The sequence below is a fragment of the Paraburkholderia phenazinium genome, assembly GCF_900100735.1.
In the GTDB taxonomy this organism is placed as follows: domain Bacteria; phylum Pseudomonadota; class Gammaproteobacteria; order Burkholderiales; family Burkholderiaceae; genus Paraburkholderia; species Paraburkholderia phenazinia.
This window is the reverse complement of the sequence record NZ_FNCJ01000006.1, coordinates 153,718-180,125: the sequence shown is the minus strand read 5'-3', so window position 1 is coordinate 180,125 and position 26,408 is coordinate 153,718. Positions and strand designations below refer to the sequence as shown.

Annotated in this window: 25 protein-coding genes; 14 read left to right on the top strand and 11 right to left on the bottom strand. The window is 66.8% G+C overall.

The window, feature by feature from the left end; genetic code table 11:
• Positions 1-21 precede the first annotated feature (21 nt).
• The 8 genes from BLQ92_RS15875 to BLQ92_RS15845 form a co-directional block, all read right to left on the bottom strand.
• Positions 22-384: a hypothetical protein gene (locus tag BLQ92_RS15875; RefSeq protein WP_090685489.1), complete on the bottom strand. Its 363-nt coding sequence runs from the start codon at positions 382-384 to the stop codon at positions 22-24.
• 40 nt (positions 385-424) lie between these two features.
• Positions 425-559 (bottom strand): hypothetical protein, encoded by a 135-nt coding sequence (locus BLQ92_RS41085; RefSeq protein ID WP_280517445.1) that lies wholly within the window; start codon positions 557-559, stop codon positions 425-427.
• Positions 560-661: 102 nt separating this feature from the next.
• Entirely contained in the window at positions 662-2,584 is a 1,923-nt protein-coding gene (locus BLQ92_RS15870) for a hypothetical protein (RefSeq protein ID WP_090685488.1), read from the bottom strand.
• A 73-nt stretch (positions 2,585-2,657) separates the two neighbouring features.
• Positions 2,658-3,374, bottom strand: a complete 717-nt coding sequence (locus tag BLQ92_RS15865) for a hypothetical protein (RefSeq protein ID WP_090685487.1) — start codon at positions 3,372-3,374, stop codon at positions 2,658-2,660.
• Positions 3,375-3,771: 397 nt separating this feature from the next.
• Positions 3,772-7,836, bottom strand: coding sequence for a hypothetical protein (locus BLQ92_RS15860; RefSeq protein WP_143016597.1), 4,065 nt, complete (start codon positions 7,834-7,836; stop codon positions 3,772-3,774).
• 223 nt (positions 7,837-8,059) lie between these two features.
• On the bottom strand, positions 8,060-8,290 hold the full coding sequence (locus tag BLQ92_RS15855; protein WP_090685485.1) for a hypothetical protein: 231 nt from the start codon (positions 8,288-8,290) through the stop codon (positions 8,060-8,062).
• A 228-nt stretch (positions 8,291-8,518) separates the two neighbouring features.
• Entirely contained in the window at positions 8,519-9,418 is a 900-nt protein-coding gene (locus BLQ92_RS15850) for an HNH endonuclease (RefSeq protein WP_090685484.1), read from the bottom strand.
• Positions 9,419-9,568: 150 nt separating this feature from the next.
• A complete protein-coding gene (locus tag BLQ92_RS15845; RefSeq protein WP_143016596.1) occupies positions 9,569-11,119 on the bottom strand; it encodes a DNA primase family protein in 1,551 nt (516 codons plus the stop codon).
• Positions 11,120-12,258: 1,139 nt separating this feature from the next.
• Between BLQ92_RS15845 and BLQ92_RS15840 the strand changes: the two genes are divergently transcribed.
• From BLQ92_RS15840 to BLQ92_RS15825, 4 genes are all read left to right on the top strand, one after another.
• Positions 12,259-12,480, top strand: coding sequence for a hypothetical protein (locus BLQ92_RS15840; protein ID WP_090685482.1), 222 nt, complete (start codon positions 12,259-12,261; stop codon positions 12,478-12,480).
• Between the two features lie 61 nt (positions 12,481-12,541).
• Positions 12,542-12,829, top strand: a complete 288-nt coding sequence (locus BLQ92_RS15835) for a hypothetical protein (protein ID WP_090685481.1) — start codon at positions 12,542-12,544, stop codon at positions 12,827-12,829.
• A gap of 259 nt (positions 12,830-13,088) precedes the next feature.
• Complete coding sequence (locus tag BLQ92_RS15830; RefSeq protein ID WP_090685480.1) at positions 13,089-13,670, top strand: hypothetical protein; 582 nt, start codon at positions 13,089-13,091, stop codon at positions 13,668-13,670.
• Between the two features lie 48 nt (positions 13,671-13,718).
• Positions 13,719-14,918 (top strand): hypothetical protein, encoded by a 1,200-nt coding sequence (locus tag BLQ92_RS15825; RefSeq protein WP_090685479.1) that lies wholly within the window; start codon positions 13,719-13,721, stop codon positions 14,916-14,918.
• Positions 14,919-15,079: 161 nt separating this feature from the next.
• On the opposite strand, the gene BLQ92_RS15820 is transcribed toward BLQ92_RS15825, so the two are convergent.
• Positions 15,080-16,165 carry a hypothetical protein gene (locus BLQ92_RS15820; protein WP_090685478.1) on the bottom strand — a complete coding sequence of 362 codons (1,086 nt, stop codon included), beginning with the start codon at positions 16,163-16,165 and terminating at the stop codon, positions 15,080-15,082.
• A 218-nt stretch (positions 16,166-16,383) separates the two neighbouring features.
• On the opposite strand from BLQ92_RS15820, the gene BLQ92_RS15815 reads away from it, so the two are divergent.
• The 4 genes from BLQ92_RS15815 to trfA all read left to right on the top strand — a co-directional run bounded on the left by BLQ92_RS15815 (position 16,384) and on the right by trfA (position 18,750).
• Positions 16,384-16,713, top strand: coding sequence for a hypothetical protein (locus BLQ92_RS15815; protein WP_090685477.1), 330 nt, complete (start codon positions 16,384-16,386; stop codon positions 16,711-16,713).
• Between the two features lie 73 nt (positions 16,714-16,786).
• A complete protein-coding gene (locus BLQ92_RS15810) occupies positions 16,787-16,993 on the top strand; it encodes a hypothetical protein (protein ID WP_143016595.1) in 207 nt (68 codons plus the stop codon).
• Between the two features lie 165 nt (positions 16,994-17,158).
• Positions 17,159-17,587, top strand: a complete 429-nt coding sequence (locus tag BLQ92_RS15805; protein WP_143016594.1) for a hypothetical protein — start codon at positions 17,159-17,161, stop codon at positions 17,585-17,587.
• Positions 17,584-18,750, top strand: coding sequence for a plasmid replication initiator TrfA (gene trfA / locus BLQ92_RS15800; RefSeq protein WP_090685474.1), 1,167 nt, complete (start codon positions 17,584-17,586; stop codon positions 18,748-18,750). The genes BLQ92_RS15805 and trfA overlap by 4 nt, the downstream gene beginning before the upstream one ends.
• A gap of 623 nt (positions 18,751-19,373) precedes the next feature.
• On the opposite strand, the gene BLQ92_RS15795 is transcribed toward trfA, so the two are convergent.
• A complete protein-coding gene (locus BLQ92_RS15795; protein WP_090685473.1) occupies positions 19,374-19,682 on the bottom strand; it encodes a hypothetical protein in 309 nt (102 codons plus the stop codon).
• 268 nt (positions 19,683-19,950) lie between these two features.
• Between BLQ92_RS15795 and BLQ92_RS15790 the strand changes: the two genes are divergently transcribed.
• Together BLQ92_RS15790 and BLQ92_RS15785 are read left to right on the top strand one after the other, a co-directional pair.
• Positions 19,951-22,140 carry a DNA topoisomerase 3 gene (locus BLQ92_RS15790; RefSeq protein WP_090685472.1) on the top strand — a complete coding sequence of 730 codons (2,190 nt, stop codon included), beginning with the start codon at positions 19,951-19,953 and terminating at the stop codon, positions 22,138-22,140.
• Between the two features lie 95 nt (positions 22,141-22,235).
• A complete protein-coding gene (locus tag BLQ92_RS15785; RefSeq protein ID WP_090685471.1) occupies positions 22,236-22,883 on the top strand; it encodes a hypothetical protein in 648 nt (215 codons plus the stop codon).
• A gap of 72 nt (positions 22,884-22,955) precedes the next feature.
• Here BLQ92_RS15785 and BLQ92_RS15780 read toward each other — a convergent pair whose 3' ends face one another.
• A complete protein-coding gene (locus BLQ92_RS15780) occupies positions 22,956-23,228 on the bottom strand; it encodes a hypothetical protein (RefSeq protein ID WP_090685470.1) in 273 nt (90 codons plus the stop codon).
• A 432-nt stretch (positions 23,229-23,660) separates the two neighbouring features.
• Between BLQ92_RS15780 and BLQ92_RS15775 the strand changes: the two genes are divergently transcribed.
• The 4 genes from BLQ92_RS15775 to BLQ92_RS15760 all read left to right on the top strand — a co-directional run bounded on the left by BLQ92_RS15775 (position 23,661) and on the right by BLQ92_RS15760 (position 26,356).
• Positions 23,661-24,158 (top strand): hypothetical protein, encoded by a 498-nt coding sequence (locus tag BLQ92_RS15775; RefSeq protein ID WP_090685469.1) that lies wholly within the window; start codon positions 23,661-23,663, stop codon positions 24,156-24,158.
• Between the two features lie 306 nt (positions 24,159-24,464).
• Complete coding sequence (locus BLQ92_RS15770) at positions 24,465-24,914, top strand: hypothetical protein (RefSeq protein WP_090685468.1); 450 nt, start codon at positions 24,465-24,467, stop codon at positions 24,912-24,914.
• Between the two features lie 88 nt (positions 24,915-25,002).
• Positions 25,003-25,434, top strand: a complete 432-nt coding sequence (locus BLQ92_RS15765) for a hypothetical protein (protein WP_090685467.1) — start codon at positions 25,003-25,005, stop codon at positions 25,432-25,434.
• A gap of 541 nt (positions 25,435-25,975) precedes the next feature.
• Entirely contained in the window at positions 25,976-26,356 is a 381-nt protein-coding gene (locus BLQ92_RS15760) for a DUF6876 family protein (protein ID WP_244896648.1), read from the top strand.
• Positions 26,357-26,408 lie beyond the last annotated feature (52 nt).

Below are 26,408 nucleotides of genomic sequence, written 5' to 3'. Positions count from 1 at the left end.
TCCTCCGTTTCGTTGGTTCAGTTAGTTCAAGAAGTGGGCGACGGACCCGGCCAGGGCCAGGGCGTCACCATCCGCGCAGAGAACCCCGATCACCACCACGACCGCGCCCACCAACAGCATCCGGCGGGAAATCATCGCGCGCAGCTCGCGTCGGACGAACTGATCGCGCACGTTTTCGCGCAGCGTTTCGAGACTAAAGAACTGGGCCCGATCCGCCTGGATGAAGTAAAAGTTCGACCGCACCCCCAGCTTTTCGGGCGGACCGATCAGCACGCGGCCGATCTTGTCGAACACCTTGCTGCGCCAGGAGATTTCGTCCGAGAGCGCACCGTTCGGGAGGATCCGCACGGGGGTGATGGTGGGGTTCGCGTTGTTCCTGGTCATAGGCTTGGTCTCCAAGGTGAGTAGTGGGTGGCGGGCGTGATCAAACGCTCGTCCAGATGAACGGCAGGACCATCCAGCCACAGGCGACCATGAGGGCCAACGCGAGCAACTGCGGATCGGGAATGCTGGGCACGCCACCGGTGCCGAGCCAGAAGGGGTGAAGCGTGACGGGCATGGGATCTCCTCGAGCGTTCGTTGTCGGATCAACTTGACAGGTTTTCGGGGCGAGTCAACCCTCGTGATCATCATAAAAAGGGGTGCTACGGCACCCCTTCGATCACTGCTCGCCGCGCGCCTTGGCCCAGGCGTTGAGCGTCGCGTTTGCGGTGTCGAGCTGGGCCTGCTCGCTCACCACGCGTTGGACCGGCGCGGCGTGATGCACCGACGCAGCAGGGTGGGGGGCGACCCGGGCAGGAGCCTGGGCCACGGCTTCCGCAGGCAGAACCACCGGAGTCTTCGCATGCGACGCAGCACCGGAGGCCGTCGGCGAAGCGCCGCGCGTGGGTGCTGGCCCGGCATGGCCGGGAGCCACCGGCTGAACCGGCGCAGGGATCGTCGTCAACGGCACCGACACACTGGGCGGTGCGACCACCACAGCGGCCGGCGCATCGCCGCCACCACCCACACCGATCCACAGGCCCGCCACGATGACCACCAGGACGGCGATCCCGCCACCGATGGCCTTGACGTGGTGAGCGGGGTTGAAGCCGCTGGACGGCTGCTCGTCCTCACCGTAGTGGGCAGCGTCCCCAGCGAGGGCGTGCACATCGCCGTGCACTTCGTTGGCGATGCTCGCCTGGAGCCACCCGGCCGCGTCGATCGCCTCTGCAACGCCGGTCAGAAACTCAGGATCGGCTTTGCCCGTTTCCTTCAACGCGGCGAAGCTCTGCATCAACGTTACGATCGCCGCCTTGTAGGTCGCGCCCGTGGACGCACGGGCCGCTGGGTCCGCGGCATTTTCCCACGCATGCATGGCGTCGCTCGCCCGGTGAAGGTCAGCATTGACGGCATCGAGTTCCGACTTGATCGACCGCTGGTCCTTCGCCTTCTGGATCTTAGCGGTCATGTCCAGAACGATGCCTTCAGCGATCCGGCACAGCTCCGGATCGGGGTGGCGAATCTCCTTGTCGTACTCGTAGAGCGCGGCCTGCAACGCCAGCACATCCTTTTCGAAGCCCTCAAGGACGGCCGGGTCCACATTGGGATCGAGCGCCTGCCCGTTGTAACCTTCGATCACCACGGCCATGGCGGCCCCGACCTGCGCCCCCAGTTTGGCCGCCAACGGAGTGACCTCGACCGGGGGCTTCGAAGTGGGTGCGCCCGGGTTCGCCGGAACCTCACGTTTCACCGGCACGCCCATGCCATCGCTGGGCGGAACCGGCGGGGCCAGGCTCTCGTCCTCCTCGGTGTCATCGACAATCTTGGGCGGCCCGGCCAGAACCGGATCGGCCTGATGCGGAACGGAGGGCGTGCCCGCCGCAGGTTGAACGTCCTGATCGTTTTCCACCGGTTCCAGACCATCCTCGGACGGCGAGGCCGGCGACGCCACGTCGGCCAGCATCGACGCGTAAGGGTCCGCGCCGGTGTCAGTAACATCCTGGACCGGCGGAGACGACACCACCGGCACGACGGACACCGGAGCCAGGGCCGCTACCTCAACCCGCTGAGCGGACTTGGCCGCACGCATACGCGACACGCGTTCGTCCACCTGCCGGGCCCCCGCTTCGACCTCCTCCTTAAGCTCGTCGATCTGCTGCGTGAAACGCGCTTGCTGATCAATGATCTCGGCCGTTTCCACGTACTCGTCGGGCAGTTCGAAGGTCTCCGACGAATCGTCGCACCCAGCGTCCCTGGCCGCGGACTTCGCAGCGTCCCAGAGGTCGCGCGCGTCCTCAAACAGCTTGACCGCCTCGTTGGACCGACCCAGAGTCTGGTCCAGCGCCTTGCTTTCACGGAACGCCACGGTCAACTGCCCCGCGGGTTCCCGGCGCAACTCGGCCAGCACCGCGCTGGCTTCGTCGTCGGTGATCCTGACGTCCGTCTGAACGTACGCGATCTGGCGCTTGACCGCTTCGAACGCCTGCAGCGTGCGGTCGGCAAGATCGTTGTACTCCCTCACGACCTTGCCCGCGTACGTGATGCGGCTCGACAGGTCGTGCCAGGCGTTTTCCACCGCCTCGATCAACGCTTCCTGGTCCATGTCTCTCTCCTCGTATCGTGTCGTTGTGGGGGCAGGGCGACGCGTACGCCGCCCTGGGGTCAAGCCGTGCGGCTCAGGTCGGGCTCGGCGACAGCACCAGCTTCTGCTTCGCAGCCGACGTCACCGTGTGCACGATGTACGCAGCGGTCTTGTTGCCGTCCGGGATCGCGCTGTCCAGGATGCCCCGCACCCAGTCCCCGTTCTTCTTCAGGACGTAGACGTTGATGATCACGGGGGTGGAGGATTTGCTCGCCAGCTCGCCGGCCTTGGCGATGAACGCAGCGACCTTCGGATCGTGCGTTTGCATGCCAGCCATGGTCAGCCCCACGGTGGTGTTCTCCCATCCCTGCATTTCCTTGGAAGCGGGCTTGCCGTTCGCAGCGGGCTGGGCCGGGATGGTCTTCGTGGCGACCAGCACCTGGACGGTGGCGTCCGTCTGGCGGAGCTGGGTCTGGAGCTGCTCAGCGTTTTTGCGCTGCTCAGCGAGTTGTTTGGCTTCGGACGAGATGGCCGCGCCACCACCGCCGAGAACAGCACCGCCCGCGCAACCGATGCCGGCACCGGCCAGGCCATGACCGGTGGCGAAACCGATAGCAACGCCCACCGCACCACCACCGAGGCAACCGAGGACGGCGCCGCCGGCCGCAGCGCCCCCGGTCTGGTTGGAAATGCCCATTTTGTTGCCCAGACCTTCCGACATGTCGGTGAACGTCGAGCAGGCGGTCAGCCCGACCAAACCGACAACGGCGAGACTACGACCGGCCCAGCCGATCAGGGATTGCGTTCGCATACAGGTTCCTCCCAAGGTGGTATGGGCCAAACGGAGGCCCGACGCACCAGATCTAGCAGGTCCCTGGGCGAGGTCAAGCCTCCAGAGGAAGAATCTTGAAGGTGTGCCATAGCACGCACACCTGGGCGTGTAGCTGGGGCTAAAAAGGAGGGCGAGGGCGGCTCGAAACCAACACCTCCTGGCCGAGCCAGGGGCTGGAAACCCGCTGCCGCCGGTGGGAGCAGGACAGGTTCGGCTCGCCGCACAAGCGCGCAGCGGGTCGCCCCGGACGCGCAGCGGCCCAAGGTATGGTGGTCGCCGCAGGCGGATCCGAACGACGTACGAAAAAGCCCCCGACGGTAACCCGTCAGGGGAGCGCCACGCCGGATCTGTGCAGCGTGGCGCAGGAGTCGTTCGATTAGCGGCGGCGCTCGATGCTCAGGCTGTGGCCCAGGCTTTGCTCCTGCACATTCTGCTGCGCCTGCTGCCCTTGGGTTTGCGCCGTGGCGACCTCCGGCAGGCCCAGGCGGGCACGTTGCGCCGCGTCGGCCTTCGGACCACGCACGCCCAGGCTTTCCCACAAACGCTTGGCTTCGATGCTGTTGTCGCTGTTGCGCGTCGCCTCGTTGTGGGCCTGCACCTGGGGACCCAGCGGCAGCGCCGGGTTGACCTCGGTGAGGATTTCCTTGCGCGCAGCCGTGACCTGGGCGCCACCACCCAGCATCGCGGTGATGCTGTCCAGCGCCTTGTCGTCGCCGGTGCGCTCCGCTCGCGGGGCACGGTCCACAGCAGGCCGGCCCGTCAACGCCTCGATCTGCGCAAACGTCTGCACCGGCTTGCCCGAGATCGGCTCGAGTCGCGACACCGACGGGTCCCCGTTCATGAACGCCCGGCTCCGCTCGTCGAGGTAGTCCGACAACCCGCCCGCGAGGGGACGCGGGGCGCCGGGATCCACAGCTTGCACCGTGGGAGCCGGTGCGCCCGCACCGCCCTGGGACTTGCCTTGCTTGCCCTGCGACTGGGCTTCGCCCTGGTCCTGCTCAGCCTGCGGCAGGCCTTGCGCCCGCGCGTCGATGCGGGACGCCAGGATGTTGCGGTCCGGGGCCAGCACCTCGATGGGAGCGACCTGGTGCCCGTGCTCATGCACGAACTGTTTGGTCTGCGCTTCCAGGTGCTCGTGCAGCACGGCATCGACCAGTTCACGATCGTCCAGGCCCAAGGGGCCACCCATCGCACGGTCCAGACGAGCCCCGGCGGTGAGGTTCACGATCGCGGTGCTGGCCGCACCGTCCAGGCCATTGGCCTCACGGTCCCACTTCGCGAACCCGTCGATCGACTGGCCGCCCATCGTGAAGCTGTACGCCACGCTGTCGGAGGTAAAACCCTTCACCTGGATGCTGGTGATGCCCTCGTCCAGCACGTCGGCGTTCAGGCTCGACAGCGGCACGTTCTTCGCCGCCTGCAGGTCCGCCTGGCGCTGCGCTTCGCCCGTGATTTCCTCGTGCGCGACCGTCTTGGTCTGACCCACGGCCACGTCCGCCAGGACCTTCGGCTGGGCCTGGTCCTGCTGGGCCCGCTGATCCCGCGCCAGGGGCACGTATTGCGCGGGGTCCTGGACGTTCACATCCAGCCAGGAGGCCATGCGCTCTTCAACGGTGTTGAAGACGACCTCCTGGACCTTGCCGTGCTGGGCCTCGTGCGCGGTGCGCTGATCGGCCTCGTGCTGGGCAAAATCGTGGTGCTGGGCGACCCAGTTCACGCGCTTCATGCGCTCGTCGCCGGCCTGCGGGGTCTGGCCGCGCAGCTCCACCGTATCACCCGCCTGCACGCCACCGGCGTGGATGGCGTTCGGCAGTTCCTTGCCCCACAGGGTGTGCGTGGTGCCGTCGCGCAGCGCCACCGTCGCCGACGGGTAGGGCTGATTGTCCAGCTTCGGGTACGGACGCTCACCGTGCTCCACCAGGGTCCCGCGGACGTAAAACTCGTCCCGGGTCCGCATCTTGTCCGGCTCCGGCGTGAACGGCAGGATGGCCTGGGCCTGAGCTTCCTTGGCCTTCTGCGCTGCAAGCTCGGCAGCGACCTCACGCTGGGCGTCCTTCAGCTCGGCGGCGAGCTGGTTCTTCGCCGCGATCTCCTCGGCGTGCTCGGTCGCGATCGCGGTGCGCATCGCCTGGGGCGCGACGTGCTGGGTGCGCTCGAGCGGGGTGACCTGCAACGGCTTGTAGCCGATGGCCGACCGGTGCTGACCCACGATGACCTCGCCCTGACCGGTCATCAGGTCTTCGAACAGGGACAGCTCGCTGGCGACCGTGCCCAGCGCTTCCGTACCCTGGAGTTTGCGACCCACCTCCTGGTCGTTGTGTACGTCCTTCCGGGCCAGCCAGTTCCACTGCTCCTGGACGGTGGCGCCACCGGTTTTCAGATCCCGGTCCGGGTCGGTGATGGGGTGGCCGTGCTTCGCGTCGTACGAGAACAGCTCCCCGAACGTTGCACGGGCCTTCTCGCGGTTCTCCGCCACGAGGCCAGGCTCACGGCTGCGCAGCAGGGCGGAACGCTCGGCGTGGAACGATGCGTCCTCCGCGCCCTTCACCAGGTCCAGGCGAACCGTGCCCACCTGGTCGCCCTGCGTGCGGCTCACGTGCCGGCTGTGCGCAACGTCCTCACGGTGGGCGGTGTAGGCCTTTTCCAGCGCGCTGAACTGCTCTGCACGGTTCAGCCCGTCGGGCAAGCCCTTGAGAAACGCTTCGGAATCGAACAGCCCCTTGCGCTCGCCCTTGGCGTTCTTCACGAACCCATCCGGGGCGTCCGCACGCGGGCTCATGGCCACGTTGTTCGCCGCATCGGCGTAGCGCGCACGCCAGGACTCGTAGAGCTTCTGATTCCACTGGCCGGGGAAGTCGTCCCAGGGACCGGTGCGCGGACGCTCAACGGCGGGCGCCGCGGTCTGGCCGGCGGCCGGTGCAGCAGCGACAGCAGAAGCATCGGCTTGGGCGAGCGCCGGGCCATCGGCCGGAGTCGACGACCCACCACGCTTCTGGAAGGCGCCGAACAGCGCCTTGTTGACCGGCTCAACGGCAGGGGCCGGGGCTGGCGCAGCAGGCGCGGCCACCGCAGCGGCAGCAACAACCGGGGCGGCAACAACCGGCTCAGCGGCCGGACGCGCAGCACGCGCCACGGACTCGACGCTCGGGACTTCGACCTGAACCGCAGCCTTGGTCTCGGTCTGAACAGCTTGCTCCACGGCCGGCTCCGCACGCGGGGCCAAGGCCTTCGCAACGGCGGCTTCCACCACCTGGCGGGTGGGCAGGTCGGACGGGCGCAGGGCGCTGGCCAGGTCCTTTTCAGCCTGCTCACGCGCAGCGTCACGCTGGTCCGCCGGCACCTGGTCGAGGAACGGCACCAGGGCATCGACCATGCGTACCTTGAAACGCTGCTCGAACAGGTCGGCGCGGCTCATGCCCTCGGGAACGACAACGCCAGCAGCGATGATGTCCTCTGCTCCCTCGAACGCTGCCTCAATCACATCAAAACTGTGACGGGGGTTGCTTTTGTAGCGGTAGTTGTAGTCGCTCAACGCCTTACCCGTCGTCGTTTCGTCGAACCTGTTCATCACCTCTTGCTGCCGGGGCCAAACCTCGCGATGACGAGCCTCGCGGGCGTCAAAGGCTTCACGCCGCGCGTGCATTTGCGGCGCGAGATCAACACCCGCGCGATCCTTCATAACAGCAACAGCGTGATCTTCGAACTGCCTGTAGATCGACGCACCCGGCGTGGGCACGGGACGTGCATCGAACACCCAGGCCACCGCCTCTTGAGCGACAGCGGCACGGTGCTCGTCGAACCGTGCACGCTCAGCCTCGCTCAGGACGTCGGCGAGGTCAACCAACAGGGACTCCGGCATCCACTCTGCGATTTCGGAGATCTCCCAGGAGTGTTCCGACGACCAGGATTCAGGTGCGTCAACGCGATACTGGTCGAACACGGCCGATGCCTGCGAACTGAAGGATTCGAGACCCTGTTGTTGCGCGACGGGATCGACGAACTTGTTACCGATCGCATGATGGAGTGCATCCTGCAACCGGTCCGGGACGTCGTTGGTCAAAAAGACGTCGAGGGTTTCGGCGGTTGGGAAATCACTGATCAGGTTCTTCCGAAGCGCATCTGCTTGGGCAGTTTTCACGGCGGCGTTCAGCTCCCGGGCAAACGCCTCCGGGCCGTCCGGGTGGTGCTGGCGCAGCCATTCGGCGGTGGGGGAGGCATCAAAGCGATCCATATACCGCTTCAACTCTTTCTCCGAACGGTCGGTGGCAGACATGACCGTCAGCTCAAACACGTCCTCCTCGCGAGAACGCTCCACCTTCGGCTTCGAGGTCCGAGAGCCGGACGATCGCGTGGCTTCCACCTGGCGGATCTGCCGCACCCGGCCCCACAGCTTCGCCACCCGTTCCTGCACCGATTCGAACATTCCCCGATTGTCTGCCATGTCTCCCTCCCGGAACGGTTGCGGGCACGTCAACGCGGCCCGGATTCCACCACACTAGCGGCTTTTTCGGGGCGTGCAAGCCCCTGGCGACAAAAAGCTACACCGTGCCAGGGCACGGGTCGATGGGCTCGAACGTTGGACGAGAATGAGGGGGCATTGCGCCCCCTCGAACACCGCAGCACCTCCCCCGAGGAAGCGCTGCGAATCCCCCTCAGGATTCTGTTCAGCGTGCGGCGATCGCGGCAAAGTCCCGCTTGGCGCTGGCCTCGTTGCGCCAGGCTTGGCGGTTCGCCGTCTGTTCCCGCTCGCCCATCCGCACCGCCAGGTTGCGCGTCCGTGACGCCTTGGGCTCCCTCAGCATCCGCTCCACCCGGTAGGCTTCCGCGAGCTGCCGGATCCGGGTTTTGGTGAGCAGACCGTCGTCGTCGAGACCGTCGAACGTGTGAGCGGGCATGGCTTGTCTCCTCGTGCCTGGTGGTGGGCGGCCGTGCTTTGCACAACCTGCATAGAACCACCGTAGCAGGGCATGGCCTCCAGTCAACAGGGCGGACCAATAAAAATCGACGGGGCATCGCGGACGTGCCAGGGCACGGGGAAGGCGGCGAAGAGCGGATGTGAAAACGCCCCGCGCAGGGCAGGGCGTCCGGGATCGGCGAGCGGGACCGCCCGCCGTCAAACCTCCTCAAGCCTCCGCTTCGTCGTCCTCGCGTTCGCCCTGGAACACGTGGTCCAGATGGTGCTGGAGATACGCTGCCAGCTTCCGCCCGGGCTTGCGGCGCAGCGGTGCGGGGATCCCGAACAGCACCTGGTCCTGCTCATCCACCGCGTCGGCGACGTGCATGGTCCCCGTAGCCGGGTCGAAGCCGATCAGCCCCGTGTCGAACAGCCGGTCCAGCGTGCCCACCAGGGGCAGGCCGTTGTGCGGGTCCAGCCGCTCGTCGTCGGTCGAGTCCGCCCACGGCTTCGCGTGCGAGGCGACCAGCACAGGGGCCAGGCCGCACCCGGTGACGGCGCAGGCGTCGTCCCACAACGCCAGCAGCGCGGCGCGGTACTTGCCCTGGCCCAGGCGAGCCTGAACCAGCCGCTCGCGCGTCGTGGGGTTGTCGGGGTAGCGTTCGGCGATCGCGGCGAGGTCCTGCTCGAGCCCCGGACGGCCGGCGAGAAACTCCGCCACCGGAACCCGGCTTTCCACGATCGCGAACTCGTAGCCCTGCGCGTCGGTGACCACACCGCTGAGCTTGTAGAGCACGTCCGCGTCGTACAGATACGGTTGGGGGTTCTCCGACCCTTCGCCGTCGCGCAGCACCGCGTAGGTCGGGGCGCCGTTCTGCAACCGGGCGATGTTTTTGCGGCGCTCCCGTCGGGCGTTCGTCGCCGGCTTCGCCCAAGGCGGTGGGGCCCACACTTCGATCCGCTGCGTGCCGTCGGGGTCCGTGAAGAACCGCCGGGACCAGAGCTTCATGACCACCACGTCGTTGGGCCAGTCGTGGTCGTAGGCGTCCCACGACCAGGTGCGGTTCGTGACCGTCAGGCCCAGCGTGTGGATCAGAAAGTCGTTGATGCGTTGCGCCTGACGCGCCATGGTGCCCCCGTGTGCGATGCCGGCCGGTGGACCGGCCGTGCTGCCGGAATGCTACACGAGGGCATGGCCGAGTGGGGCTTGGGCCACCCTGGTGCGACCATGAAAAAGCCCGGCACAGGGCCGGGCTTGATGGACGAGGGGGAGGGCGCGTTACGCGGGCGTTGCCCCGTGGCCATGGTCGGACGGCTTGCCGAAAACCTCCGACAGGTCCTCCACCACCGTCAGCGCGGGCACCGCGGACGGTGCATGCTGCATCGGCTTGACCGGGGTGGAGGCGGGGCCACCGGTCACGAGCACCGTCGGCACCCCGTCGGCGCGCATGCGCACCAGACGCGCACGGTTGCCGTCCCGGTCCTTCGGGGCGCGGCGGTTGTTCTCCGGCGCCCCGAGGTCGAAGCCCTTCGACGCGAGCAGATCACGGCGCAGGCGCTTCCAGAACTCGTTCGCTTCGACCGCGTGGCGCCCAGATTCCGCACAAAAGTCGCGGTAGGCGTTGTACACCACCACCTTGTCGGCCCATTCGTTCGCCTGATCGGCGTCCACGATCTCCGCCCAATCCAGCGCCGTATCGTTCGACTTGCGCAGGGAGACCTTGTGCGTGCGGACCTCCTCCGGCTGCTCGTCGTCGCTCATGAAACGCCCGCGCTTCGTCAGCGCGATGAGCCCGGAAAGCAGCCAGTCCAGCGCGATCGCCATTTCCTCCGCGGACTCCGTGATCAGGCGGTCGAGGTCCGGGATCTGGTCTTCGGCACGGATCGTCTGGCTGAACGGAACGTTGGCGATGCGGCGCAGAAAGCCGTGCGACATGTCCGAGAAACCCATGGCTTCGTTCATCGCCAGCACCCACGAAGCGCGCGGCTTGATCGTCAACGGCACGCGGTTCTTCCGGTTCACGGACACCGGGTCACGGGCGACCCACGCCTTGAACAGGTTCTCGTTGATCGGGCGCTTGCGCGGCGGCGCTTCCGACACGGTGATCAGCGTGGCATGGACCAGCGGTTCCGTGTTGAACTCGCCGTCCAGCTTCGAGAGGTCGAACGCCACCGGGTTGGCGTGGAAAGCGGACAGAACCTGCAGGCACAAGCTCTTACCGTTGGCCCCGGACCCTTCCAGAATGATCGCCTTCTGCACGTTCATGGTGCTCAGGGTCGAGCCGAAGCATTCGGCGAGGTAGTCGCGCATCGCCGGGTTCGGCTGGACCTGTTCGAGGAAGCGGCCGAACCGGCTGTCGCTTTTGAGCGGCAGCAACGAATACACCCCATCGTTGCCGACACGCGTCCAGTCGATGGTCGCGTTGATCGCATGCGTCACGCCGAACGACTTCTGGGGCTTGTGGGCCTTGACGATGCCGGATCGCAACACTTCGAGCACGCCGTCCTTCAGCGGCACCAGCACCCCAGCCTTGGCGGCATGCACCGGGAGCGCCTTCTGCCCGGACAACCGGGTCACGGCCGTTTCGACCATCGAGCGGGCCTTGCGCACGCTGTACTTCGACGGGTCGATCTGGGCAAGCTGCGCCAGCGCGTCCTGCTCCAGCACAACGTCGCGCTGGGCTTCCCAGTAAACGCTGTTCCAACGGAACAGCTCGGGCGTTTCCCCACTGCCGACCGCAAGGTCAAGGTCCTTGGCAAGCCGTTCAGCGTAGAACAGCTCCGCCGAGTCCTTCCCCTTCGTCGCCTTGCGCGTGCCGGTCGGTTTCACACCATTGGTCGGTTGGTAGGCCATCGTCGATCCCTTGCTCTCATTCGCTTCGTTGAGCGTCGCTGCTTTTACTTCGGGGCCCAGCAGCGCTGCACAGGACGAATGGTCGCCCCGTGGGCGACGTCGGTTGAGTCATCGGGAGCACGCTCCCTGGGCGGGGGCGAGACTCACGGACCGGTGACCTCCCGCCGGGGCCTCGGACCTCCCGTGAAGCGGCGACCACCCCCCACCTGGCCCAAGGGCCTCACGCCCCGAGAACCCGCCGGACGGCCGGAGCGGGGCGGTCCATGCGCTGGGGAAGGGATGTCCAGGGCGCGACGGGCTTGGGCCTGGACCGACCACGGGCGGAGATCCCTTGCCCGTCCGGGCGTTGGCGGGCCGGTGGCCAGGGTGTCCAGGTGTCCGGGCCGATGAGCGCTGGTGGAGCGCAGCGCGACGAACGGCACCGCGGGCCAGCGATCCCTGCTGTACTAGTACAGAGGGCTCAGCCCTGGCTCAGCCCTACCTCTCACGTGAGGATCAAGGATTGACCCTGGACACCCGGGCAGGGAAGGGCAAAACCCATGCTGGGAAAAGCTCTGCACCCGTCCAGGGTCCAACGGATCGCCCCTGGGCCAGCCTGGTCAGGAGCGTTAGCGCCCGGACAGGCTCAGGACAAGATCCCTCCGCCCGCGGCCATGGCCCGGAGGGGCGTGCGGGCGTGAGCCCGTTTGGGTGGCCCGCAGGTTCCCGTAAAGCCTCACCTTGGGCACCCATCCCATCAGCACCTCCATCCGTGCCAACGCACGGATCCAGCTCTACCCCCCCCAAGGCACCCCCTGCCACCCGCTCGCCGCGAGGCGTTCGGCATCGCCGCCCGTTCCGCGCACCGCTTCCATGCCGACCAACACCGGGACCTTGGCACCAACCGTCCTGCTGTTCCAGGCGCGTGACGCCGGGTGGTCGCGTCGCTCCGGCCCGCACCACCGTCCCGCTTCAACCCTGGATCACCCGTGCGTTCGTCGCCCCATCAGGCCCGGGTCGGACATGAGGAAAACGGTGCGCAGCAACCCAAAGCGCAGCGGCTCAACCGAACCACAAGCCAGATCAACGGCGGGCCGCCACCAGGAGCCGGTTCGCTTTCAACACAGGAGAACACCATGTTTCACAGCTTTGGATACCGCGGTCACACCATCCACATCAGCATCGCCGATCGCAGCAGCAAGGAGGAGATCAAGGTCCAGCTCAGCCACCCGGACGGCGGGTTCGACCTCGTGCCGCGCAAGACGTTGCTCGGGGCCAAGCGGGCGATCACGGCGTACGTGAAGGCCCAGGCCGCCCAGGCCACGGTCAAACCCACCAGCACCACGGATCAACGCTGAACCCGACGGGCGGGGCACGGCCTCGCCCACGAAGGACCCATCCACGCCCAGGAGCTTTCTCATGATCCACGCCGACATCGCCACCGACTACCAGCGCTGCCTCCTCCCGTACGTCTTCGACCGGATCGAGGTCACCGGCCGGACCTTCATCGGCCCACGCCTGGGCACCCACCTGATGGCCGACTACGAACGACCCAGCGAACCGGTGGCGTTCTCCCTCCTGGGCGCCTGGCGGTGCGACTTCCCCAGTGGCCCAAACGCAACGGTGCTCGCGAACCTGGCGGGAACAGTCCTGCAGGCGGAAGGCTTCTACGGGCAAGCGTCCGCGCGACGCCTCAGCCCGGCGTGACCTGTAGTTAATCCGTGCGTTGGCACGGGTTAGGAAGAACCTTGAGGGTGCCACCGCACCCCTAGATCATTGATGCGAAACGCATCAAACGAGGATCCGACCATGTGCATTCTGGATCATCGAATGATTCAAACGGTTGTGTTCCGCTGCCTTTGTTCGTAAACTCCGGCCAGGGCGGCACCCATCGTCGCCCGGTACTGCCCCGGGCCTTTCGCTGGCGCAGTTCACACGACAACAGCAGAAACCGGGGAAAACTCCCATGCAAACACGCACCAAAACCATCGCGGCGGGCATGGCCCTGTCGCTCACCGTCCTGCTCGCCGCTTGCGGCAACGGCGGACCGTCCAAGGGCGACCTCAAGGACGGGCTCGAGGCCCAGGACAAGGCGCATCCCGTCCAGGCCTGCTGGGCCGTGGACAACAACGCCAACGTGAGCTGGCCGCTTCGCGTCCCGATGAACGGCATGACCCAGGAGCAGCTCGGCGTGATCGACGGGATCAACCGCTCCGGCATCGCCACCGTCACCACCGGCCCGTTCAACCAGAACGGCATACCGATGATGGTCATGACCGTCGATCTGACGGACAAGGGCAAGTCCGCCAACGCTTGGGACCCGCAGAAGGGCTTCTGCGTCGGCACACGGCACGTCAAGGACGTGAACGAGTTCACGATCCCCGGCAAGGGCGACGAGAACGTGACCGACGTGAAATACACATGGCAATACGACGACCTGCCGGGCTGGGTCGAGCGCGACAAGTATCCCCGGCTCGCGGGCATGACCGCCCCGGCCGCCGACGAAGCGGTGCTGCAAAAGACGAGCGACGGCTGGCGCGTCCAGTAAGCCGCGCACGACCACGACAAGACCAACAGCACGAGGGACCACCCCATCATGAAACGCACACGCACGACCCATCGCGCGCTCACCGCGCTCAGCCTCACCGTCCTGACCCTGGCCCTGGCCGCATGCGGTGGGGGCGGAGGCGGGTCCTCCGGCGCACCGTCGGGCACCAGCAGCGGGACCGGCAGCGGCACGACCACCAGCACCACCAGTGGGGGCGCAGCCCTCCTGGCGGCCTACACCGTTCCGGCGTCCATCACGGCCGCGACGCAGACCTCGTACACCGGACCAGCGTTCAACGTCGGGACGTCGGCGATTCAATCGAACTGCGGCGATCCCGCGAAGGTCAGCAGCACCGTGATCGTCCTGCCGGACCTGCTGGTGTTCTCGGCGGGGGCTTCCTTGAAAGCGCAGCAGCTTGAGGCCGACCTGATGGAGCAGGCGATCGCGCAGGACCGCACGGCCCTGAACTGGCCGGTCAACGGCACGGGCTTCGACGGGTCGGGCAACCGGCTCCAGCTCTGCGTGGACCCAACCCTGGGCGCGTCCGACAGCGAAACCGGCACGTCCGTGGTGGGGCAGACCGGAAGCAGCGTTGGACCGGTGATGCAACTGGTCTCGGCGGACAGCCCGAACTGGGACGCCACGGATTACAAGCTGCCGGTCGGGAACAGCTTTTATGACCTGTCACGGCACGAGGCCGTACATGCGCTGCTCTTCGCGGAGACCGAACCCTTCACCGCCTTGCCCACCTGGTTCCAGGAGGGCATGGCCACCACCCTGAGCCAGCTTCCGATGCCGTCCAAGGCGACCATCCTGAGCGACGTCAGCAGCAACGACCTGATCAGCGACGCCAACCTGAACACCAACGGCAACGTCTACCCCGCGTACGAGGCGACGATCTCGCTCATGACCGGCAGCACGGCCACGGGAGGACTGGGCTTTCCCTTGACCTCGATGCGCAGCCTGGTGGACGCCTTCAAGACCAAGGCGATGGCCGCCTGCGCGCAGGCGATCCCGACCGGGGTGACCGAACCGGCGTACACCACGGTCGGCCTGCCGGCAGGTCAGTTCAACACCTGCGCGTCCCCGAACGGCACGGTGAGCCCGTCGCTGAGCACCGCGTTCGATCAGACCTTCAACGCCGCCGGTTTCACCTACGCCGGTGCACCGCTGCTCCTGCTGACCTCGGACGGTGGGGTGAACCTGGAATCCAACCTCGGGGCCATGTTGAGCGCATTTCTGCCCTGAAGGAGGCCGTGCCCAGCACGTTAGAATCAAAGGATCGCGCGCAGCAGCAGGCCCTCGGAAGGCGCGCGTGTAGTGTTTGGCGGCCCCACGTGGGCCGCTTTTTTTATGGGCGCTCACCCGGCCGCCACGGTGGCAAGCCGGGGTCTTCCCAACGGAACCGCTCAGACGTCGAACGCCTCGACCATCCGTCGCTGCAACGCGACCAGCGCCAGGGCATCGCCCGGGTGCCAGTCCGCCACCGAATGCACCAGGTCGAACCACGGATAGCGGCCGAACGCCAGGCGCGTGAGCGGTGTCAACGGCTTGTCGGCCCAAGGGTTCTCAAGCAGCACGGCGGCACCGTGGAAGATGAACAGGATCGCCGACAGGCGGCTCTTCTTTTTTCCGGCGAGCCGGAACCGCCCGTCGTGCCCCATGCGGAGTGGGTCCGGCAGAAGTTCTTCGAAAATACGTGCATCACGCCAACCGTAAACGCCGTACCACATGGCGCCGCTGCACAGGCCGTGATGGCCACTGATCAACGGGGCGGTCTGGCGTGGCTCTAGCAGCGCGGCTACATTCGGGCCGCCAAAATGGCAGAAGTCGGCGATCAGCACGCACGGACGCTCCGGGTCCACCTGGGTCTCGTCGCGCTTCATGCTGCACACTTTGCTGATCAGGTTGGCCTGCACGCTGTCCCATTTGCTGTCCGGGTCCGGATGGCCACCGGGCGTCAGCACCGTTATGGCCGTGCTCACGCGCCGGTTGCCATGGGTGGCGGAGGAGCGCTCGATGCCCAGCTCATGCTCACCGTCCGGCGAGGCCACCGCGGCCATGAGCGCGTCCTGCACTTCGTCCTGGTGCTTGGAGAACACCTCGACGGTCACCGGGCCGTCGCCGACGTCCACCGTGAAGTCCGGCGTTGCGCTGGACGTCCGGGGAATCGGCGCGACGTTGAACCCCGCTTCGAGCAGCCCGCCGTAGGCGCGGATCTCCGCGAGCGAGGACGAGGCGTTGCGGTCGTCGGCGAAATCGCTCAGGCGGGGCGCCAGGTCGCGCAGCCACACCTCGCCGCCGGCCTCCAGGGCGATCCGTGGGACCGCTTCGCGAACCAGCATGTCGATCACCCGCGGCTCATGGCTGTGCAGCGGGAACCAGGTGGGGTGGCGCGTGCCGCTGGGCTGGAGCGGGGCGTCGGCGAGGGCCTTGCTCTCGGCCGGGGTGAACAGGTCCGGAAACGTCGCGATGGTGGCTGGGGTGGTGCTCATTCGAGGGTCCTTCGACGGGGCTGCGCGGGGCATGGGCCACGATTGTACGGCGACCACGTGAGCGCCGCTTGACCTCCGGACGACCGGATGTGGTCACCGTGCCACACCCCGGGGCAACCCGTGCCAACGCACGGCCCCACCGTTTGACACCACCCCAACGACTGCTAAGGTCGTTGCAGAAGCCGGACGCACCGGCACCACCCCGAGGAGACCCCACGATGCGCGTCATCAAACCCCTGATCCTGCTGTCCACCATCGCCACGACCTCCGCGGTCCTGGGCGGCGAGATCTCCCTGCCGACCTCCCTGGCAGCGTTCAGCCAGGGCATGACCATGGTCTGCGACCGGATCCCGGAGTCGACCGTTCCGGGCGTTTCCGCGATCTCGAACGGCTGCTACGGCGTCGCCGGCGTGGTCAACCGTCGCCTGGACGCGGTGCTGGGCGCCAGCGGCTCCGGCGTCGCGCTCCCGAGCGAGGGCAGGCCCGTGCTGGTGCGCGTGGCCGGGCTGATGATGGGCATCGGGGCACGGGTCAGGAACGTGCGGTGAACCCCGTCGGATGTTGACGGACGCGCAGGACCTGCTAAAGGTGGCGCCGTTGCGCCAACCCAGGAGTTCAACCGTGCTGCCCACCCCTATCGTTGCCGTTCTCGCCCTGTTCGTGGCCATCGTCGTGCTGCGCCGTCCGACTCGTCCCATGGCGACCTGGGCGAAGGACATCGCCCGACAACGGGGCGAAGACCTTCCGTTCGCCACCTTGTGGTCGTTCTGGCTCACCCGGTGGTATCTCAACAGGCACGCGGCCTACAAGATCCGCTCGCGCCGCTGATCGACGGCGTGCCAAGGCACGGCTATAGATGCCTCTCGCCTATAGCGAAATATCATCGCGCTTGCCCCCGGTTTTATTACGTTCGTATTTTACGTGGACCCGGATGTACGAGAGCCTGGTTGTGCAGCGCCGCAGCCTGGCGCGTAGATCACCACGAGGTCTCGCATGTCCTGCATCATGAGCCCACCCCGCATGTTCGTGCAGACGTCCGTGACGGGAGCCATGGCTGCTCGCCTCGACGAGCTGGCCACCTACTACCAGTTGGCCCCCAGCCGCTTCAACGGCGTGCTGGCCGAACAGGTCCTGGCCGCGCCCGCCCTGAGCGGCGCCTGGCAAGCCGTGCTCGACGCCGAACCCGCCCGGGTCAAGCTGATCGACCGGGTGAACGCGCGCGGCTCGATGCTCGACGAGGCGTACGAGGCACTCCGGGCTGTGAGTGTCACCCTTGGTCGGGAGCGTGCCGCCGTGATGCGCGCCTTGCTGACCGCTGGGATCGCGAACATGAACGGAATCCCCGGGTTGTGGGACGCCCTGGGCGACGCCTGGCTCGAAGGGCGGGCGACGAAGGCCGTGACGGTGCGGGGTGCAGCATGAGCCGCCCCGTCTTTCCCCATCGTTCGAACGTGCTGACCAGGACGGCGAATCCTGAACCGGCCGTGGTGGTGCCGTTGCGCGGGCCCAGCGGTGCGACGAAAACCAAAGGTGCCTCGCGCGAGAACGTGCTGACGGTCGCGCCGATCGTCACCAGCGGTGTCGTGGTCAACGACAGTCAGGTCAGCACCACCCGGCCGTGGCCGAACGACGAGCGGATGACCCCCAACGCCATCGCCCGTAGCGCTCTCTTCGGGTGCCTGGTCAAGCGGGAGAGCGACGATCTGGACAGTCCGGGCGTTGTCGGCAAGGAGCGCGTGCTCGGGGACTTCATCATCCGGACCGTGATGGCCCAGGATCCGTACCTGATCGACTACATCGGCCCCCGCCTGAACCAGACGGACAGCGAGGTCTGGCAGGCCTGCGTGATCACATGCCGGAACGCCGGGGCCCGGATGGGCGACCGGGTGATGATCAAGCTCAACGATCTGTGCAAGATGCTCGGCCGGCAGACCGACAGCGGGGCGACCAACCGGATCATCACCGCGTCCCTGGAGCGCCTCCATTCCGGCAAGCTGCGTGTCAAACGGATGCCCCGAAAGGACGGCATTCAGGTGGACCAGGATCAGCGGTTCGCCAACGCCCGGATCGTGTGCCGCGGAAACTTGCTCAAACGGTTCGACGAAATCGGCGTGGGTCGGGATCGCCGGTATTTCATCGCTTTCGATGAAGCCATCATGCCGCTGTTCGAAAGCGACATGACCCTGCTGGACCTTCGACGCAAGGCGGGCCTGGATTCAGCGCTGGCGAAGTGGTGCCACGATTACTACTCCACCCACTCCGATCCGATTCCAATGTCGCTTGAAAAGCTGCGGACGTTGAGCGGCTCGGACCACATGCTTCCGAAGAACTTCCGGGCCAAGATGATCAGGGCCATCGGCGAGCTGGTGGCATGCGGCCTGTTCGCCCCCAGCACGGCGATCAAGGACGGCATGCTGCACGTCACCAAAGCCAGCCAGTCCCGCCTGAAGCCGTACGAAGAGCCGGGGCGCGCGATCGACGTGGCGCCCACCGATCGCAAACCCAACCCGAAGCCGGAGGAGGGGGACACCCGGTCGGCGGCCGAGAAAACGGCAGCGCGACAGCGATCAAAGGTTGCCCTCTGATCCGCACGGCCCTTCGGGGCCGTTTTTCATGGGGCGGGCAGGGTGCCAGGGCACCGTTAAAAACGCAGCGGTGACTGTAAAAAACGCATCCGGGTCACTGTAAAAAACGCAGCGCCCCACTGTAAAAAACGCATCCAGGGGACTGTAAAAAACGCAGCCACGGCTCCCCGCAAAGCCTTGCTGGTATTGGGTTTGCGGCGCTCCTTAAGGTACGTCTTTCTAAGGTACAGCTTAAGAAACCCTTTTAAGGGGGGCGCCCCCTCCGGGGGGCGCGTCCCCCCTTGAAAGGTACTGTAGTACAAGCGAGAAAAAATCGGTGAGGGGGTTCCTGGGTGAACCCGCCTGGAGGCGGTTCACCCGAACCCACCGGTTGAAAAAACCTGGAGCGTTGCTCAGCGCCTCCGGCGAACCCCAACCCCGGAACAGCGAACAACCAACCCCCGCCGGAGGCGAGGGCACTCAACACCACCCGGTGGCCTGGCGGCACGAGGCGGGCCCACGATCGAAGCAGAACCCTCTCCGCAGGATCCGGCCGAAGGGGAGTGCTGGCCGGAGGCCCAGGCCTTTGACGTTCCCGCAGGGCCACACCTCAGCGTCGCGGTCAGATCCTGCCATCCCAGGCGCTACCGCCTCGCGGGCAACACCTCGTACCGCGCGTGGACGTGCGGACGGTCGGCGGGCAGGTTGTAGCACCACACCAGCGGCTCACCGGGGCCACGCCGGCGCTCGCGCACCAGGCGGTTGAACGCCCGCCCGGTTTTCCTCCGCCACCCATGGGGCAGCGCGGCCCACAGCGCGGCGTGGTGCGGATCGGCGGCGCAGAGCGTGCGCAGGGTGCCGTCCCGGTGGTCGAGCTGCGTGAGCAGCCAGGCGAGCAGCGCGCGAGCGATCGCGGCCGGTGTGTCGGGATGGTCAAACGGGGTGGTCGTCATGGTGCCTCCTGGGCGATTGGACGGGCGCCACGCCCGCACGATCGCGAGGTGGCCATACATATAGTGAAAAACCGCCCATAACCTCACCGTTTTCCCAAACTGTTACAAAAAAGTCAGCCGGCCAGGGCCAGGTCACCGACCCGGGCGCTGCATCGCTCGATCCCCACCGCCCTGCGCCACGCCCGATTTGACAGGCCCTTTCGACCTGCTAGTACGTACTGCTCCCGTGCCATAGCACAGCTCGGCACGACCACAACGGGAGGAGCAGATGCGTCTTTGGATTTTCGAAAAACCGTCCATGGCCCAGGCCGTGCTGCCGCACCTGCCCAAGCCGCACAAGCGCCAGAACGGCTACGTGGAAACGGGCGACGGCTACGTGTCCTGGCTCGCCGGCCACGTCCTGGAACAGGTGCAGCCGGGCGACTACGACGAACGCTGGGGCAAGTTTCCCTGGGCGTTCGAGGACCTGCCGATCATCCCCAAGGACTGGAAGCTCAAGATCACCGAGGACAAGAAGGACCAGGTGGCCGTCATCAAGGCCCTGCTGAAAAAGTGCACGTCCGTGGTCAACGGCGGGGACGCCGACCGGGAAGGCCAGCTCCTGGTGGATGAGGTGCTTCTCCATTTCGGCAACACCAAGCCGGTCGCGCGGATTCACATGAGCGCGATGGACCCGGTGACCGTGAAGAAGGCCATCGCGAACCTCGAGGACAACACCCAGTATTTCCCGCTCTACGAAGCCGGCCTGGGCCGTCAGCGCGCGGACTGGCTGGTGGGCATGAACATGTCGCGGGCCTACACCATCCTCGCGAAAAAGCAGAACTACCCGGGCGTGCTCTCCGTCGGCCGCGTGCAGTCGCCCACCCTGGCGATCGTGGTGAAGCGCGATCGCGAGATCGACGCGTTCGTCCCCAAGGACTTCTGGACCATCGAGGCGCAGTTCGCCGACCCGGCGCAACCGGCGTTGCCGTTCTGGTCGCGCTGGCTCCCCCCGGGCCTGTCCCTGGAAAGCGCCGAGAAGCAGGCCGAGCTGGACGCCAACGGCGAAGCGGAGGAGGACGAGGAGTGCGCCGACGCGGACGAGCTGCAGGGCGCCGCCGGCACCGCGGGCGGCACCCGTCCGGCCTGGCTCGACGCGCAGAACCGCATCATCGACAAGGCGAAGGCGGACCAGCTCGCGGCCAAGGTCCAGCAGGCCGGCCAGGGCGTGGTCACGCGTTACCTGAACAAGCCGGTGGAGGAACGCGCCCCGATGCCCTTCGAGCTGACCGGCCTGCAGACGGCCCTGAACGCCAGGTACGGCTATTCGGCCAAGCAGGTCCTGGACACCTTCCAGGAGCTGTACCTCGCGGGCCACGTGACCTACCCGCGCTCGGACTGCGCCTACCTGCCGGAATCGCAGCACGGTGAAGCGCCGGTCGTGCTGGACGCGATCGCGCAGGGGGCTCCGCACCTGGCCACGCTGGTGGCCAACGCCAACGTGACGATCCGCAGCCGGGCCTGGAACGACAAGCAGGTCGGGGAGCACCACGCGCTGATCCCGACCGTCCAGGCGCCGGACTGGAACAGCCTCACCGCGGTGCAGAAGCACACCTACGAGATGGTGGCCAGGCAGTACGTGGCGCAGTTCTACCCGAACTGCCTGGTGGACAAGTCCAAGATCGAGATCACCATCGCCGACGAGCGCTTCGCCGCCAACGGGCGGGTCGTGAAGGACCCGGGCTGGCGGGCCGTGTTTCAGGGCGAGGCCCCGGCCGCGGACGCCGGCAAGGCCCCCAAGGGCAGCACGCCGCTCCTGCCGGTGCTCGCCGAGCAATCCTGGGTCGATTGCAAGGCGGTGAACGTCGCGGCCAAACGCACGACGCCCCCGCCGCGCTACACCGAAGGCTCGCTGCTGACCGCGATGAAACACGTCTACCGCACGGTCAGCGACCCCGAGGAGCGCAAGAAGCTCAAAGCCCTGGACGGCATCGGCCGGTCGGCGACGCGCGCGGCGATCATCGAGACGATCCTCAAGCGCAGCTTCGTGGAGGCCAAGGGCAAGCAGCTCGTCTCCACGGTGATCGGGCGGATCCTGGTGGACGCGCTGCCGAAGAAACTCATCGACCCGGGCATGACCGCCCGCTGGGAAGCGCTGCTCGACGGCATCGCCACCAAACGGGTCCCGCTGGACGCCTTCATGAAGGCGCAGGAGGAGACCATCGTCGAGCTGGTGCGCGCAGCTCAGGCGTCCACGCTGCCGACCATCCCGCCCGAGGCCATGCCCGCACGCAAGCCGTACACCGGCGCGAACGGCAAACCCACCCCACGGCCGGTGCCGGCGGGCGCAGAAAAGTGCCCGAAGTGCAAGAAGGGCCACCTGGTGCCGCGCACCGTGAAGAACGGCCCGAAGGCGGGCCAGACGTTCAAGGGCTGCACCAACTACCCGGAGTGCAAGCACAGCGTCTGGCCGAAGTAACCGCCCGACGTCCATCGTTCATCGAGCCTTCCACGGCGACCACCGGGAAGGCTTTTTCATGCCCATCAACCCCTTTCCATCCAGGAGGTACCACCATGCAGCAACCCAATGCCCACCGTTCCGCCGGTGACCACCAAAACGCAGAACCCCAGCGCGAGCGGATCGTGGCCGACGTCCTGAGCGCCAAGTTCGACGCCTACGACGTCACCCGCCTGATGGTGGCGTGCTCCGAGCCGATCCCGCTGGGCTGTTTGCTGATGGTCGGCGTGCCGATGGAGGAGCGCTTCGTCATCGTCGGCGCCAAAGGCCCCGCGGACGAGCAACAGGTGCGCGACGACACGACCGCCGCCGACCTGTGGACCTTGGTCCAGATCATGGTGGTGCTGGGCGAGCGCGAGGAACGGGGCCTGGCCATGAACGCCCCCGTGGGCGAGACCTTTTCGCTCCTGGAGATCAGCGCCCTGTGCGCGTTCCAGCACGAGGTCAAGGAGCCGGGCATCAACGCGTTTCACCGGGCCGCGAAGCTCGACGGCGCGCGGATCAACGACCGCTACCAGGCCGCAATGCTCGACCTGCCCGAGATCGAAAAGCGCGCGCTGATCGCCATGGGCAAGGCGTGGGAGGACCTGGACGACCTCGACGAGATTGGCCGGCAGGTCCGCCTCAGCCTCAAGCACAGCCCCATCGCCGAGGCGATCGCCAAGCGTCGGGCCACTGGGGCGGGCGGCATCACGTTCCACTGAGGGCCAGCACCGCCAGCACCATCGAAGCGCTCACCCTGGTGGGCGCTTTTTGATTCGACGCGAGACCGTCGATCAGGTGGGTGCATCCCAGGAGATGTGCAGGACGGGGCGCTCAGCGTCCGGGTCCACGACCGTGACCTTGTAGTCCTCCTCGCTCAGGCGCTCGATTGCAGCGTCCACGAACTCGCGATAGCTCTTCGACACTTTGTACGTGGTCTTGTTGCCGCCAAGGTCCGCCTGATCCTTCATGTCCAGCCGGATGGAATCCATGAAGTCGCGGAACTCGGCGTTTTTGCGCCCTTGTTCGGCGCGGGCCCGGGTTGCGTCAGCGTTTTCGTCAATCATTTCAAGGTCTCCTGCGGTGGGTTGATCAACCGTGCGCGCGAGCCCCGCTCGTACGCCGTTCGCGAGAGGTTGGGGTGCCCGGCCGCCTTGCAAGAGCCTGGCCCGCAAAAAGTTGCCGAAACTGCGCAACATGTTGCCGACGGCCACGGCACCGCACGTTCACGACCAGACCACCACGGCGCGTCCCGCCGGAAGGGGGCGGGCTCCCCTGGTGCGCGCCAGTCCACCTCCGGGCTGGAAAGCCGCCCCGTTTCGCCTTCACCGACGCATAGACCGACCGTCCCCGTTGTGGCCAAGGGCTCGCCCGCTGCTGGTCCTCACCCGACCCTTCGGGCGTGCGGCTTGTGGCCAGCCCCTTGTCCCGGTGCCGGCAGGTCTTCGAATGCGCCAGGCGAAACACGGCAGCAGACCTTCCAACCAGGACGATCAGGCATGACCATCGAACAACCCACCCCGACCACGGCAGCAGATGATTTCCGCGCCTACGCAGCGCAGCATTTCGCGACCGACGAATCGTTCGGTCTGGCGTTCGAAACCACGGCCGGCCAGCGCTTCACCCTCACCGAGGGTCGGGCGATGATCGAGGCGGGCCTCGACACGGCGCAGGACCTGACGCAGGTGTTCCCGGACGGTGGATCCGCCACGGTCTGCACCAACTACGCCAACCACATCGCCGGCACGCTGGGCACCGGACGCGTGACGGTCGTCGGCTTCTGGGGCGAGGACAACCCCACCAGCCGGATCGGGCAGGACGCTGGCGGGCACGATTTCGCCGTCATCGACGGCCGGTGGATCGTCGATCCCTGGCTGCGCCTCGTGTGGGGCGACGAGGCATGGGTCTTCGACCTGAACGACCCGGCCGACGCAGCGGCGATCGCGCAGCTCTACGGCGACCGGGACCGCTGGGAACCGGCGAGCGTTCCGGCGTGAAGCGACCGGATCGGGTGGGGCGCCGGTCCACGGCCCGGACGAACCGCCCGCATGGTCGAAGCGCACGACGGGGTGTGCGCCCGATGTTCACGGCGCGCAAAAAGTTGCCGAAACCGCGCAACGTTTTGCCGACGGCCGAGGCCGCAGGATGGGGGCGTGGGACACGCTCCCCGACTTCAAAGCGTGCCAGGGCACGACCCAATACCGATCGTCCAGCGCCACCCTTTGGGGGTTGACGGCGATCCAGGACCCGCTAGGTTGTGTGGACCGCTGGCCACCCGGCCAGCGACAACATCAGGAGGAATCATGCGGATCACGGGACGGCTCAACCTGTTGGGCGAAGGGCATTGGGTGAAACAGAACTGGACGCGTCGGGCGGTGATTGAGGTCGGCGACGTGGACCTCAGGAACATCGTCTACTCGCCGTACCTCGCCAGTTACATCGAGGGCAGCCTCAACCAGCCCATCGCCCTGGGCATCCAGAAGATCCTGGGCGGGCGCAGCGTGGTGGCGGTGGCCACCGCCGACGGTCGGGTCCGCCGCGAGGGACCGCTCTGGAACATCGTCGTGCTGGGGATCTACCTCATGCTTTCGCTGCTGCTGGACGCGATCGGGCACGGCGCCGGATGGGGCGTGCTGCTCTTCGCCTGGCTCGCCCTGGCGCCGATCAAGGGCATCCTGCTGGCACGTTCGTTCGCAGCGATGACCCCGGAGGAAATCCAGCGGTACGCGCTGGACGAGCGGCGATCCGCGTAACCACCCGTGGGGCGCAAGCCCCAGCCCTTAAAGCGTGCCCTGGCACGCTCCAGAAACCACCGGCAACACCCGACCACCAGGAGACCCTATGAGCACCACCAACACGTTTCGCGGCACCCTGCATTCCCTCGGAAAGGGGGTGACCAATCAGCGCGGTGCCACCACCCGTTCCATCACCAAGATCGGGCAGCGGGAAATCATGAACCTGTCGTACAGCGCCTATTTGGGCACTTACATTGACGATGCCATCGGTGAAGACATCGAGCTGTGCACCGTGCGCCAGCGGGGCTGTCCCGTCGTGATCGGTGCACGCTTCGCCGACGGTTCGGTGCGCACCGACACCGGCTGGTTGAAGAGCCTGCTGGTCGTCTACGTGATCGTGACGCTGCTCACGGCCGGATGCGCGACGGGCGTGCCGGCGCTCTGGCTGCTGGTGTTCGTTTACGTTTGGCTGGCGAGCAAGCCGGTCATGGGGCTGCTGCTGGCCCGCAAGTTCAAGCCGACCGTACGACCCGAGTGACGATCAAGCGCCCACCACCCGGTGGGCGTTTTGCTGTACGGGCGTCGCGACCGTCCGCGATCCCTGGTGACCCGCAGCGCTGCGGCGCTGCTCGACCCCTGGACGTCTAAAGCACCCGCGGCATGCACCGCGGGGTGGTGCGTTCAACCGTGACGCCGTGATTCCAGCATCCCCGTCTCGCTCCACCTGCTGGGTGGTCCGCCTTTCCTCAACGACGACGTGTAGCCCAACCCGGTCCCCTCGATGGGGCAAGGCACCGCTGACGCTCGTCGTCCTCTCCCGATCCTTCCCTCCCTCCGGTCGTCCAGGCGTGCGGCATCCGGCGACGGCCTGGCCCCGGGTCCCGGGCCGGTCTTTTTCCACGTCCGAGGCGGCTCCACCGAGCAGATGAAACGAAACCCAACGGGGAGGCAGGGAAATGGTCCACGGCGTCGAACGCACCACCAACGGCAACACCGACACCGCGGCAGTTCCTCCGCCTCCCGAGGCTCACCACCGAGCAGATAGCAGCACCCCCTACACCACCAAGGAGAGCAACACCATGAACGCAACCATCGATCCGCAAGTCCTCGCCCAGTTCACCGGCACGGAAACGTACTACCGCCTTGGCCCCGTCCTGCGCGACGCGCTTTGCACGGACGGCGTGCACTACCTGATGAGCAACGGCATGGCATGGCTGGTCACCGACGCGATGGCCGTGGTCACGACCCGGCCGGAGCATGACGGCTTCTTCATGATCGAGTTCACACCCCGTGAAGACGGTTCGGGCGAGCTGGTCATCGGCGATGGCAACGGCACCGACGTCCACCGTCAGGTCTACAACTCGCACGCCTACAAGCTGGGCAAGCCCCTGCGCATGTTCGCGGAGTTTGGCGAGGTGGAAAAACCGCAATGGATCGTCCTGCTCGCCAGCGAGCACTGATCGACCCCGCTCCGGACGCTACGGTTTCCGGGGCTCCAGATCCCACGGCACC